Annotated in this window: 11 protein-coding genes; 7 read left to right on the top strand and 4 right to left on the bottom strand. The window is 33.2% G+C overall.

The window, feature by feature from the left end; translation table 11 throughout:
• Positions 1-14: 14 nt before the first annotated feature.
• From O6P34_RS03050 to O6P34_RS03035, 4 genes are all read right to left on the bottom strand, one after another.
• Entirely contained in the window at positions 15-995 is a 981-nt protein-coding gene (locus O6P34_RS03050) for a LuxE/PaaK family acyltransferase (protein ID WP_269685860.1), read from the bottom strand.
• A gap of 140 nt (positions 996-1,135) precedes the next feature.
• Entirely contained in the window at positions 1,136-1,474 is a 339-nt protein-coding gene (locus O6P34_RS03045; RefSeq protein WP_269685859.1) for a T9SS type A sorting domain-containing protein, read from the bottom strand.
• Between the two features lie 108 nt (positions 1,475-1,582).
• Positions 1,583-2,764: a hypothetical protein gene (locus tag O6P34_RS03040; protein WP_269685858.1), complete on the bottom strand. Its 1,182-nt coding sequence runs from the start codon at positions 2,762-2,764 to the stop codon at positions 1,583-1,585.
• 173 nt (positions 2,765-2,937) lie between these two features.
• A complete protein-coding gene (locus O6P34_RS03035) occupies positions 2,938-5,691 on the bottom strand; it encodes a TonB-dependent receptor (RefSeq protein ID WP_269685857.1) in 2,754 nt (917 codons plus the stop codon).
• Between the two features lie 231 nt (positions 5,692-5,922).
• Here O6P34_RS03035 and O6P34_RS03030 point away from each other — a divergent pair, with 231 nt between their 5' ends.
• From O6P34_RS03030 to pstB, 7 genes are all read left to right on the top strand, one after another.
• On the top strand, positions 5,923-6,609 hold the full coding sequence (locus tag O6P34_RS03030) for a response regulator transcription factor (RefSeq protein ID WP_269685856.1): 687 nt from the start codon (positions 5,923-5,925) through the stop codon (positions 6,607-6,609).
• Between the two features lie 63 nt (positions 6,610-6,672).
• Entirely contained in the window at positions 6,673-7,758 is a 1,086-nt protein-coding gene (locus O6P34_RS03025) for a sensor histidine kinase (RefSeq protein WP_269685855.1), read from the top strand.
• Between the two features lie 253 nt (positions 7,759-8,011).
• Positions 8,012-9,343, top strand: a complete 1,332-nt coding sequence (locus tag O6P34_RS03020) for a porin family protein (protein WP_269685854.1) — start codon at positions 8,012-8,014, stop codon at positions 9,341-9,343.
• A gap of 40 nt (positions 9,344-9,383) precedes the next feature.
• Positions 9,384-10,217, top strand: a complete 834-nt coding sequence (locus O6P34_RS03015; RefSeq protein WP_269685853.1) for a PstS family phosphate ABC transporter substrate-binding protein — start codon at positions 9,384-9,386, stop codon at positions 10,215-10,217.
• A gap of 77 nt (positions 10,218-10,294) precedes the next feature.
• Entirely contained in the window at positions 10,295-11,491 is a 1,197-nt protein-coding gene (pstC, locus tag O6P34_RS03010; protein ID WP_269685852.1) for a phosphate ABC transporter permease subunit PstC, read from the top strand.
• A 3-nt stretch (positions 11,492-11,494) separates the two neighbouring features.
• Positions 11,495-12,439, top strand: coding sequence for a phosphate ABC transporter permease PstA (gene pstA, locus O6P34_RS03005; protein WP_269685851.1), 945 nt, complete (start codon positions 11,495-11,497; stop codon positions 12,437-12,439).
• Between the two features lie 50 nt (positions 12,440-12,489).
• Positions 12,490-13,248, top strand: coding sequence for a phosphate ABC transporter ATP-binding protein PstB (pstB, locus tag O6P34_RS03000; protein WP_269685850.1), 759 nt, complete (start codon positions 12,490-12,492; stop codon positions 13,246-13,248).
• The last annotated feature ends 23 nt before the right edge of the window (positions 13,249-13,271 follow it).

Raw genomic sequence — 13,271 nt, 5'->3', positions numbered from 1 at the left:
ACATTTCGTATAATTTACAGAACCATTAAATTACAACCTCGAATATCCGAATTATCAAAACGTCCCAGTACTTCAAAAGTAGTATTGGGATTTTTTTTGCCTAAATCCTGTGTGGCGATAAATGAACAAGAATTAATATTAGCCAAATCAATTACGTTGATTCCGCCTGTTTTACCCTCTTTTACATAGCTTAAAGCATCTTCGGTATCTCGAACGAGTATTTGTATCCAGGAAGGGCATTCAAAGACGCCTTCGCCAAGGGAATAGGCTTGGGAAAGTAACTCGGTCATTCCGTATTCTGAATGAATGGACGAAACCCCAAAACCAGCGCAGAGTTGTTCGTGTAATTCTTCTCGAATCATTTCTTTACGTCTACCTTTCATTCCTCCAGTTTCCATAATAATGGTGTTTTGTAACTGAAATTGTTGCTTTTCGATCAAATCTAATAAGGCATAAGTAACGCCAATTAGAATTACATTTTGCCCAGATTGGTCTAATTCGATTAGTTTTTTAATCAGTTCTTCGTGATTGTGAAGGTAAAACCCACTTTCGGGATGGTTGGATAATTGAATCAAATCTTCGACCATATAAATCAAAGAAGAACCGTCTCTTTCGAGATAGGAAGGCAGCAAAGCCAGAACGACATAATCTTCTATGTTTCCATAAAACTGGGAAAATCCCTTGCGGTAACTTTCTTCATAAACAGAAACATCGGTTACTAAATGTTTGCTGGTGCTCATTCCTGTTGTTCCGCTGCTTGTAAAGGTGGCTTGAATTGCATTTGAATTCGAAACTACGGAATGGCTTTTGAAAAATTGTATGGGCAAAAACGGAATTTGATGAATTGATTTTACCTTTTGGACTTCGGTTTTTAAAAAATCACAAAATTCCCGATACACGGCGTTATTTTCATGTTGGAAACGAAACACTTTTAAAGCTATTTTTTCAAATTGCTTTTGGTTCGTAATGGTAAAAATATCGGTTGTTGTAATCAAGGAATTTTTTTTACAAAAGTAATTAAAAATTAAATGGAAAAAATGGAAAGAAGGATTTTGGAAATGGAAGTTTTTTGCAATATAAAGGCATAAAAAAAGCTCCAAATGAATTTAGAGCTTTAAGTTATTTTTATTAAATATTATCTTATGATGAGTTTTCTGGTGCTTGAAGCTTCGTTTTCTTTGATCTTGATGATGTAAACTCCCGGCGAAAGATTGGAAACATTCAGTTCTTTTGAACTCAGCATGGTTTGAAATACTTTTTTGCCTAAAACATCAAATATTTGTACTTCTTTATCGGAATCATTTTTTGAAGTAATGTAGACTTTGCCATTACTCACAGGGTTCGGATACAAGTTAAGCCCTTCTATCGAAGTGTTTTCTTGTGGTCTTGGTTGTTGCTTAGCTTCTTGAGCCGAAAGACTAAGAGAAAACAAAAAAACCAATAAGATTGAAGTATAAAAGTAATTTTTTGTCATTAGCTAATCATTTATAATAGTAAAGATAAAAAAAATATTTCAAATACTGTACCAAAAAAAGAGGCTGTTATACAAACAGCCTCTTTTATTACTTTTATTACTTGTATTTTAGAAACCTACTGACCAACCTGTAGACCAAGCAGGTGCTCCAACTCCATTTCCTGCACCAGTTGCAGAAACTAATTCCGTTGCTACTGCAGATACGTCAGCAGAAGCAGCTAAAGTTGTTTTTCCTTTAGTTTTTGTAGCAACAGCAATGTAATTTACATTAGTAACTTTTAATGCTGTACCAACACCAGCAATAGTTTCATCGTGTTCGATATCGATACCCGTTTTCCAGTCGCTTAAAACAACATTAGAGAAAATTGCTTTTGTACCTCTTCTCATTTTCAAACCTTGATTTTCGGTATAAATTAATGCATCAGCTGCACTTCCAGGTCCAACTAAAGTAATGTTTGTTATAGAAGGATTTGATATTGGAGTATTTGCAAAACCAAATTCAAAGTTGTCTGCTTCAATTCCTCTATTTCCTTTTCCAAAAGCTAATTTACCATACCAGTTAGTGTTTGTTCCAGCCCAACCTTCAGTCCAGTCAAATTGATCATCTTCATTACCGTAAGAAATAAGGTTAGAAGTATTTACAGTTCCTCCAAAAAATTCGAAACCATCATCAGCACCTTGGTAAGCTTCTACATATTCGAATGTAGTTCCTGAACCAACAGCAAATAACGAAACTCCGTTAAATTCTTTTTCACTATTGTATGCTGCTCCAGCATATTCGATTCTTAAATATCGGATAGAACCGGAATTGTCATTAGCTATTGTTCCTCCGTAAGTTAAGTCAGCAACTTCAGATTGTGCAGTACTTGCTCCACCAGTTACACGATTTATAGGAGCTTTTCCACAGATTACTAAACCTCCCCAGTCTCCAGCTTTTTTAGTTGGTAATCCACTTGTCATAATTACTGGATTAGAAGCCGTTCCGTTTACATTTAATTTTGCTCCTTGAGCAACTGCTATGTATGATGCAGTTCCGCCAGTTCCTTCAATTTTTGTTCCAGCAGGAATAGTTAATGTTGCACCGTCGTTTATTTGTAATTTTCCTGTCAATTTATAAGTAGTTCCTGCAGAAAGAATAACTTCTCCGTCTTTTATGATACCAGTAAAGTTGTTTGCATCAACTACAAATGTTGATGAAGGAGTGTCATTTCCGCTATCGCTTGAACAGCTTGTAATCAAAGATGCTGATAAAGCAAAAATTCCGAATAATTGTAAAATTGATTTTTTCATGATTGAAATTTAGTTTATGTTTTTTTGTTGTTGCAAAGATGGTATGTATATTCTTTTTTTAAGTTAAGCGATTGTCATGGTTGATTTAAATAAAGTTTACCTAAGTGTTACTTTAATGTTTTAATGTTAAGAAATTGGCCAAAAAAAAAGAGCAGTGAAAACTGCTCTTTTTTTTAAAATTGATAATTGAGATTCAGGCTGAAGCTTAACCCCTTTTTGTATGACAAAACGTTAACGTCTCCACTACTGTTTGCTTGAACTCTGTCTATTCGTGGGTCAAGTAAATTTTTCAATACAAAGTCAATTCCTATTTTTTTATTCAATTTGGATTTAGCAATAAAATCTAATGATCCAAAAGCTTTATCAACTAAATCACCTCTGTCATTAGTTCCGATTGCATAAAGTCGGTCTGAAAAATAAGTGTATGCCAATGTGGTGTTTAAATTGCTTCCTTTATCATTCCATTCATTGAAAAAAGAAATGTCAGCATTTAATAGTAAATCGGATGCACCGGTAAAACTACTTTTTGTATTGGTGAAAACAACATTATAATCAGTTTCTTTTATTACTTTTTCAGTATTTAAGTCTTGATTGCTGTACAAGTAAGAAGCATTTATTCCGGCAGAAAGCTTTTTAGAATTAGAATCATCAAAATTAAAAAGTAATTTTCTGTACTCTACTTCTGCACCGGCAACATAACCATAATCTCCTGTATTAATAAATGATATATCATTTGTTGAAGAGGCAATAGTTACTTCATTTATTGGATTTTGAATGTATTTTCCAAATGCTGTAAGTGATATTAATTCTTCGCTTTTTGGAAACATTTCCCATTTTAAATCAAAGTTGTAATTATCCGATGCGTATAAGTTTGGATTACCAACTTTTACTTCTGTAACATCTTCATATACAAATAAAGCTCTCTCTTTGAATTGTGGCAATGTATACGTTTTGCTAAATCCAAAACGCAAATTTTGTTTTTCAGTCAATTCGTATTTCATTGTCAAACTTGGTAAAAAGGCTAATTTATCTAATTCGTCATTTCCACCAGTTGGATCAAGTTGTGTATTCCATTTCACTTTTTGAAATACATATTCTCCTCTTAAACCAACAACCGTTGTCAATTTATTGAATTTGTATTCTGTATTTAAAAACCCACCGTTTATATATTGTTCCCCATTATAAGTCTGTGGTTTTAATGCATTTGGAACTTGATAATTTCCTCTGAAAGTAGTGATTTCAAAGTATCCATTGCTTAAATTTTGTTGGTTGTAAAATGAATCTAAGCTGTTTGGGTCAACAATTGTATTGTTAAATCCTTGATTTGCTTTGAAGTTAAATTGTGTAGCTTCAAAATCTCTTGTTTTAAATCTTCCGTTGTACCCCGCGGTTAATTTTCCTTTGTATTCACCTTCTCCTGTTTTGCTGAATTTATAGTCAAATGATAGGTTTGCAGCGACTTCATTTTCCATTAATTTTTGATAGTAACGGTGATTGTCTGGTGCAGAAATACTTGATAAAACATATCCGGTTGGTTCTTTTCTGAAAATATTTTGATTTCTATCCGGCATGTCTCCTTGGATGGTATTATAAGAAGCTCCCCAGTTAAATTTTGAACGCTCATTAAAAGTATGTTCTCCCAATAATTGATTGATCCATAAACTGTTTTTTTCAAATTTATTTCTACGAATTAACCCATTTCCGTCATTTGCAATATCTACGATATATCCGGTATATTCCTCTTTGCTAAGAGATGAAGTGTTTATAAAAACACTATTGAAGTTAATTTTATTTCTATTATTTATTTTGTAGCCTAAATTCAACATTCCTGTAAAATTGGTGTTATAACTTACTAATGAATAATCTTCAAAATTTTTGTTCACAACACCGCTTCCGTTTACACTACCTTTAGCAGAACCTTCATTTCTTGATGCGTAATCATTTCCGAATGATGCAGTTGCAAAAAGATTTAGTTTTCCTTCTGAGCCTACATTAAACGATTTTCCTCCCGAAATTCCAAAATTACTTCCAATAGGGCTCTTAGTTTCAAGCTGTAAACTGCTGTAATTATATTGTGTTAGTGGATTACTCGGAATAGATGAGCTGTTGAAACCAAAATTACTAATTCCTTTTTGTAATGAAAAAGCATCTTTGCTAATTGCATTTGTGTTGATTTTTGAACCAATTTCAAATTTAAGATATCCATTACCTTTGTAATCTTTAGAAACAATATCAACATTTCCTCCGGCAAAATCACCATATAATTTGCTGTTGTAGACTTTGTCAATAGAGACATATTCAAGAATATCGGTTGAGAAAATATCAAGATTAATATTTTTCTTTTCAGGATCATTAGAAGGAATTGGCAAGCCGTTCATAGTTGTTGAATTGTAACGATCTCCTAAACCTCTTACAAATATATTTCCTGAACCTTCTTGTTTCGTTATTCCGGTAGTTTTTGTTACTGCGGTAGCAACATCGCTGACCCCTTTTCTTGATAATTCTTGGGCGCCGATAGTTTGTTTAATTTCTACTGCATTTTTTTGTTCTAACAATAATGCAGTTTCTTTTTGTCTGTTTGGAGCGGCAGCTTTAATAACAACATCTTCCAGTTTGTAACTGCCGGAACCTAATGCTCTATTTATAGTAACTTTTTCGTCTGCTTTTACGGTAACGGGTACTTCTAAAGATTCGTAACCTACAAAACTAAATTGTAGAATATAATTGCCTGGAGTAACAGCAATAGAATATTTACCGTCTAAATCCGTATTTACGCCTGTTTTTGTTCCTTTTATTAAAACATTTGCAAAGGGCAATGCCTGATTATTTGAATCTTTATCAGTCAAAATCCCTGAAATAGTCCCTTTGTTTTGTGAAAATCCAAGGACACAAATGAATAATGTAATAATTAGAAATTTTAATTTCATTTTGTTTGATGTTTATTTTTTTGCAAATTAAAGGCAGGTTTGTTAAATTCAGGTTACGTAGTAGTTATGTTTTTGTTGGTTCAATATTACCAAATCGTTGGTACATTAAATTAAGGTTAACACGTTTTTTGAGTGCTGTTTTATCATTATATTTACAATCGCAATCAAGAATCGTTTGGTTTTTTTACACAAAAAACCAATTTGATAAACATAATTTTGCTACTTTATAATATGAAGAAGAAAGACATTAAAATCCTGTTAGTAGATGATGAACCGGATATTTTAGAAATTGTAGGATACAATCTTACTCAAGAAGGTTATAGAATTTATACAGCAACAAACGGAAAAGAAGCAGTTGCTGCTGCCAAAAAAGAAATCCCGGACCTTATTATAATGGATGTCATGATGCCGGAAATGGACGGAATGGAAGCCTGCGAGAATATTAGAAAAATCCCTGAACTTAATAATGTCATCATCACATTCCTTACTGCAAGAAGTGAAGATTATTCTCAAGTTGCCGGTTTTGATGCCGGAGCTGATGATTACATCACCAAGCCTATAAAACCTAAATTATTAGTCAGTAAAGTAAAAGCATTGTTGCGCCGCTTAAAAGAACAGGAAAAAAACAGCGAAACACTTAATGTAGGCGGGATCGAAATTAATCGTGAAGAATATAAAATTGTAAAAGACAATATCGAAATCGCTTTGCCTCGAAAAGAATTTGAATTGTTTTATTTATTAGCTTCAAAACCAGGAAAAGTATTCAAACGAGATGAAATTCTGGATAAAGTTTGGGGAAATGAAGTCGTTGTTGGAGGAAGAACTATTGATGTTCATATCAGAAAACTGAGAGAAAAAATTGGCGAAGACTTTTTTAAAACAATAAAAGGAGTAGGATATAAATTTGAAGTGGTATAAAAGTACTTTTATTTAAAGAACAAGATTAAGCATTCAAATTAAGCATAAGCAGGAGTTAAATCAATGAAAATCAATTTTAAGAAAACCTATAAATTCGCGATAAAGTCGGCCTTATTCATTAGTCTTTTTGCTACTGGATTTGTATTGCTGATGGTGTTGTTATTTTTTGGATCTAAGGGTGTTGATTTGTTTTCGTTTGGATTTGTCTGTCTTGTTGTTATTTATTTGTTTTCTTTTTTGGTTTTACAATATCGGGTGGAGCGTTTTATTTACAGACGTGTCAAAAAAATATATGATGATGTTTCCTTATTAGAGTCCAGCTCGTTTATAAATCAGCCTATTACTACAGATATGGAAACCTTAACGCGAGAAGTTAAGAAGTTTGCTACCGATAAAAAGTTAGAAATCGAAATGCTTCAAGTTCGTGAAGAATACAGAAGAGAATTTCTTGGTAATGTTTCTCATGAATTAAAAACGCCATTATTTACAGTTCAAGGTTATTTATCTACTTTGGTTGATGGTGCTATGGACGATAAATCGGTTCGAAAAAAATATTTAAAACGTGCCGAAAAAGGAGTAGAGCGATTAATTTATATTGTCGAAGATTTGGATATGATTACCAAATTAGAATCTGGGGATTTACACTTAGAAATTTCTGATTTTGATATCGTGGAGTTGGTTCAGAATGTTTTCGATTTATTAGAAATGAAAGCAGATAAAAAGAAAATTAGACTCGCTTTTGAAAATGAAAGTATAAAACCAATTTTAGTTCATGGTGATAAAGATAAAATACAACAAGTGGTTGAGAATCTTATTGTCAATTCTATAAAATATGGTAAAGAAGGCGGAGAGACAGAGGTGGCAATCATTAATCTGACCAATAAAAAAGCCTTGGTTCGCGTAACAGATAATGGTGAAGGGATTGAACAACAAAATATACCAAGGTTGTTCGAACGTTTTTACAGAGTTGATAAAAGCGGTTCCCGTTCAGAAGGCGGTTCCGGTTTAGGATTAGCTATTGTCAAACATATTATTGAAGCGCATAAAGAAAAAATATATGTAGAAAGTGAATTTGGGATTGGTTCTGAATTCTCTTTTACCATTGAGAAAACGAAAATAAAAAAGCAAGAGTTAAATATTACGAAATAAAACCTTCGTGTGTTTAGCCGTTTTTCATTCGTGTTTTAAAAACAAAATAGTAGTCCTTTAAAGTATAAATGTAGGATATAAATTAACAAATTTATTTTTAGGCTTTAAAAAAACATTAAGAAATTAATTCAAATGTCACTAAAACAGTACGTTAGTATGTTTCTAATGTTAATTTATCATCAACATAATATTGTGTTAACATTCGCTTAACATAACAATGCCACATTTGCAAAAAATTAAATCATAAAAAAGAATGAAAAAAATTTTATTTGCAACTTTGATAATTAGTTCTTACAGTCTGGTAGCGCAAGATGTTGTTAATGATTCGGTAAATTCGATATCAATAGATTCTGTTAAAACGTTAAGCATTGAGTCGTTAAAAGAGTCTTTGGATGAACATAGTATGAAATTTTCGTCTTTAGATGAAAAGTTATCTACGATGGAAAGTAGTTTAGATAAATTAACCAAGATTAAATTTTCAGGTTATATACAAACTCAATATGAAATGTATAACTATCAAGATAATATAGGTCCAGGTCCGTCAACAACTGCTATTCCGGTAAAAAATACTTTTTTTATCAGAAGAGCTAGAGTAAAATTGACCTATGAGCCTGTAGACGGAGCTGTTTTTGTGATTCAGCCTGATTATGCTTTTGATAAAGTTACTTTAAGAGATGCTTACGTGTCTTTGAATGACCGTTGGTTGCAAACTTTTAAATTGTTTTTAGGGCAATTTAATAGAACAAGTTATGAAGTGGAGTTTTCGTCACGTTCAAGAGAGTTATTGGAGCGAAGCAGAATGTCAGGGATTTTATACCCACAGGAAAGGGATTTAGGAGCTAAAATTGAAGCAGATTTAGAAGTGAAATATTCAATTCCATTTAAATTTCAATTAGCGGTTTTTAATGGGAATTATGGAGAAGGCTCTTTGACCAACAATCTTAGGGATGTTGATAATAAAAAAGATGTTATGATAAGAGGAGTTTATTCTTTTAAATTTCCATCAAAAGGATTAGGTATTGATCTTGGAGCACATACTTATTTAGGTAATACTACCGTTCTGCAAGCAGGAACTTTTAGTGATGCTAATAATAATAACTTTGAAGCTAAATTAGGAGATAGTTTTCAAAAAAGATGGTTTGGTGGTGAGATGAGAATTTATTACGATTTTCTTGGCGGAATGTCTTTAAAAGGAGAATATATTTCAGGAACGATTTCAGGTGAAAAAGGTACGACAGCATCTCCTGTAGCTAATAGTAATCCTAGTTTTAATTTCAACGGTATTCGTGATTTTAATGGGTTTTATGCTACTTGGGTTAAAAATATTGGTAAAAGTAATCAAATAGCCGTTCGATATGATAGTTGGGATCCTAATAGACATTTGTCAGGAAATGCTGTTACAATTAAAGATGATTTAAAATATAAAAATTGGTCTTTTTCATGGCAATATTTTTATGATGATAATGTTAAAATTGTTGCAGGTTATAGTTTGCCAATAAATGAATCTAGCACAGTTGTTGGTGGAGATTATATAAAAGATAAATTAGATAACACTTTTACAATAAGAATTCAAGCAGGATTTTAATTATAATTTACAAGATTAAATAAAATAAATAAAACATAAAATGAAAACAACAAAATTTAGATTAGCTGTTATTTTATTGGCTATTATGGCAATAGGATTTTCTTTTACTTCTTTAACAAAAATCACAGTAAAAGGTTCTGATACGATGGTTATTTTATCTCAAAAATGGGCTGAAATATATATGAAAAAAAATCCTGGTACAGTAATTCAGGTTACCGGAGGGGGATCAGGTGTAGGTATTGCTGCATTAATTAATGGGTCTACTGATATTGCTAACTCAAGTCGTCCGATTAAGCCTTCAGAAATGGAAAAATTAAAAGCAAGATACAGTACTTTAGGTGTTGAGATTCCATGTGCTAAAGATGGTTTATCCGTTTATTTGAATAAAGGAAATGGTGTTAATGAATTGACGTTGAAACAAATTGGGGAAATTTTCGCAGGAAAAATTACAAACTGGAAAGAAGTTGGTGGAGTTGATGCTAGTATTAAATTGTACGGACGTGAGAGTAGTTCGGGAACTTTTGGTTTCTTCAAAGATAATGTTGTAAAAACTGATTTTTCACCAACTTGTCAAACTCTACCTGGTACTGCAGCAATTGTTAATGCAGTAAAAAAAGATAAATACGGTATTGGTTACGGTGGTGCAGCATATGCAGAAGGAGTTAAAGATTGTAAAGTAAAAAAAGATGATAAAAGTCCTGGAATTTTACCAACAGCAGCTACAATAAAAAATAAAACATATCCTATCACTAGATATTTATTTATGTATTTAAAATCTAGACCAACCGGTGATACTAAAGCTTTTATCGACTGGATTTTAAGTCCTGAAGGTCAAAAAGTAATTGTAGAAGTAGGATATTATCCAGTAAAATAATCAAAAAACAGTAGCATCCCTCAAAAAAAACTGAGGGGTGTTTTGTTTTATCTTATATGAATTCTTAAATAATTCAGATGAATCCCCAATTTCCTAAGAATCCAAGTTTCACCAAAGAAACGCTGAAAAAGCAATTTCGCTTATCAGAATTTCTAGCCGAAAAAATTATTTCCAGTGTTGCTTTTTTATCCATTGCAATTATTTTCTTGATATTTATTTTTGTTTTCAAAGAATCTTTACCATTGTTCAGTTTTGGAGATAAAGCAAAAGAAACCACCGAAATTCAAGCTCCAGAAACCGATAAGCCTGAATCCTATGGCGCTCCAGTGGAAGATTTAGCACCGGAGACTTATGGTGCCGAAGCAGTTTCTAATGAAGATTTACAACCAGAATCTTACGGTGCTCCAACCGAAGATTTAACGCCGGAAACTTATGGAGATGCTACCGAAGATTTATCTGTAGGAAGTGCCGAAGAAACCCCAATAGTAGCTTCCGAAAACAAGGAAGGAGCTGATAGGACTTGGAGTACTTTTGTTTCTACAGAATGGGTTCCTGTTTCTGATAATCCTCGTTTTGGATTAATAGCATTACTGATAGGGACACTAAAAGTTACTATTATATCCATGTTGATTGCGGGACCAATTGCGATTCTTGCTGCAATTTATACTTCTTGTTTTGCCTCAAAAAGAGTCAAGGAAATTATAAAACCTATTATCGAAATGTTGGCGGCTTTCCCGTCAGTAGTAATTGGTTTTTTTGCCTTGATGGTTTTGGCTACCTTCTTTCAGGATATCTTTGGATATGGTTCAAGATTGAATGCGTTTATTGGCGGAGTTGCCATGGCATTGGCTGCAATACCTATTATTTATACCATTTCAGAAGATGCTCTTTCGGCAGTACCAAAAACATTCACCGAAGCCAGTTTAGCACTTGGCGCCAGTAAGGCACAAACTGCTTTTTTAGTAATATTACCGGCCGCAACCCCTGGGATTTTTGCTGCGCTACTTTTAGGAGTGGGAAGGGTTTTTGGAGAAACCATGATTGCTCTTATGGCAACAGGAAATGCTGCTTTACTATCGGCAAATCCTTTTGAGAGTGTGCGAACTTTTGCTGCCACCATTGGTTCTGAGATGGCCGAAACTGTTTTTGGAGAAACTCATTACAGTGTTTTATTCTTCATTGGGTCATTACTTTTTATTTTTTCTTTTGGTTTAAATGCTATCGCAGAATTCTATGTGAAAGGCAAATTAATCAAAAAATTTCAAGGCAAATAAATTATGGATACAGTTAATAACGAAATAAACACTGCTTTTTTTCCAAGTAAAAAGAAGGGTGCGGATTTAAAAGGAAATATAGTTATAGGAATTACGCAAGTGGCGGTTTTCTTGATTATTGCCGTTCTTTTTGTAATTCTTGGTATTATTATTTATCAAGGGCGTGAGAGATTTTCATGGGAATTTATTTCTACTTTCCCAACAAATGGAATGACCGAAGGAGGAATTTTTCCCGCTTTGATTGGAACTTTTATATTGGTAATTGTTATGTCGATTGCGGCAGTTCCTTTCGGGACAATTACAGCTATCTATCTTACAGAATATGCAAAGGAGAATTCTAAATTCGCCGCAGCTGTCCGATTTTCGGTTCGTACATTAGCAGTTGTGCCTTCTATTATATTTGGACTTTTTGGTCTTGGATTTTTTATTCAATTTGTAGGAGGAGGAGTTGATAAGGTTTTTAATGCAGGCGAGTTGCATTGGGGGCAACCCAATATTCTTTGGGCGAGTCTTACAATGGCATTATTAACGCTTCCGGTTATTATTGTTTCTGTTGAGGAAGCGCTGAAAACAATTCCAAGAGAGTTACGCGAAGCCAGTTTAGCATTGGGAGCAACAAAATGGCAAACGATAAAACAAGTGGTTCTTCCGGGTTCTGTTTCCGGAATTATGACTGGGACAATTCTTGCGGTAAGCCGTGGAGCTGGAGAAGTTGCACCTATTTTATTTACGGGAGCGGCATATTATTTAGCCACTTTACCAGCGTCAATGAGTGATCAATTCATGAATTTGGGATATCATATTTACATTATGTCTACACAATCATCTGATGTAGAAAAAACAATGCCTATACAGTTTGCTACGACTCTGGTATTGTTAATCCTTACTTTATCCTTAAACTTGGTAGCGGTAGTTATTAGATCCAGAATTAGAAGAAGAGCTAAATAATTTCCAATTCGATTTACTAATTTATTATTTTAGACATAACATTAAAGAACATGAGAGATATAAAAATAGAAGTTAAAGATTTATCCTTATACTATGGCGAAAAAAAGGCTTTGAAAGAGATTTCGATGCAAATTCCAGCCAATAAAGTGACTGCTTTAATAGGCCCTTCCGGTTGTGGAAAATCTACTTTTTTGAGATGTATCAACAGAATGAATGATCTTATTCCTGACGTTACAATCACCGGACAAATGCTGGTTGAAGGCGTTGATATTTACAATAAAGACGTAGATGTTGTTAATATTAGAAAGAAAATTGGGATGGTTTTTCAAAAATCAAATCCTTTTCCGAAATCTATTTATGAGAATATTGCTTACGGTCCGAAAATTAACGGAATAAAAAATAAAACTGAATTAGACGAAATTGTTGAGGTTTCTTTGCGACAAGCGGCTATTTGGGATGAAGTAAAAGACAGATTGGGCGATTCTGCATTGGGTCTTTCAGGTGGTCAACAACAACGTTTGTGTATTGCGAGAACTTTGGCAGTAAGCCCGGATATTATTCTTATGGATGAACCTGCGAGTGCATTAGATCCAATATCGACTTCTAAAATCGAAGAATTAGTTCATGAGCTAAAAGAGCAATATACCATAATAATTGTTACGCATAACATGCAACAAGCAGCAAGAACAAGTGATCATACTGCTTTTTTTTATATGGGTGAATTGATTGAAATGGGAAAAACAAATGCTATTTTTACCAAACCAGAGAAAAAACAAACCGAGGATTACATCACCGGTAGATTTGGATAAAAATTAAAACGAACTTGCAGGCT

The sequence above is a fragment of the Flavobacterium lacustre genome (assembly GCF_027474525.2).
Lineage (GTDB): Bacteria > Bacteroidota > Bacteroidia > Flavobacteriales > Flavobacteriaceae > Flavobacterium > Flavobacterium lacustre.
This window is presented reverse-complemented; position numbering and strand designations above follow the sequence as displayed.

Coding starts and splice junctions, on each gene's coding strand:
- O6P34_RS03045 (WP_269685859.1), bottom strand. CDS start 1,474: ATGACAAAAAATTACTTTTATACTTCAATCTTATTGGTTTTTTTGTTT.
- O6P34_RS03040 (WP_269685858.1), bottom strand. CDS start 2,764: ATGAAAAAATCAATTTTACAATTATTCGGAATTTTTGCTTTATCAGCA.
- O6P34_RS03035 (WP_269685857.1), bottom strand. CDS start 5,691: ATGAAATTAAAATTTCTAATTATTACATTATTCATTTGTGTCCTTGGA.
- O6P34_RS03030 (WP_269685856.1), top strand. CDS start 5,923: ATGAAGAAGAAAGACATTAAAATCCTGTTAGTAGATGATGAACCGGAT.
- O6P34_RS03025 (WP_269685855.1), top strand. CDS start 6,673: ATGAAAATCAATTTTAAGAAAACCTATAAATTCGCGATAAAGTCGGCC.
- O6P34_RS03020 (WP_269685854.1), top strand. CDS start 8,012: ATGAAAAAAATTTTATTTGCAACTTTGATAATTAGTTCTTACAGTCTG.
- O6P34_RS03015 (WP_269685853.1), top strand. CDS start 9,384: ATGAAAACAACAAAATTTAGATTAGCTGTTATTTTATTGGCTATTATG.
- pstC (WP_269685852.1), top strand. CDS start 10,295: ATGAATCCCCAATTTCCTAAGAATCCAAGTTTCACCAAAGAAACGCTG.
- pstA (WP_269685851.1), top strand. CDS start 11,495: ATGGATACAGTTAATAACGAAATAAACACTGCTTTTTTTCCAAGTAAA.
- pstB (WP_269685850.1), top strand. CDS start 12,490: ATGAGAGATATAAAAATAGAAGTTAAAGATTTATCCTTATACTATGGC.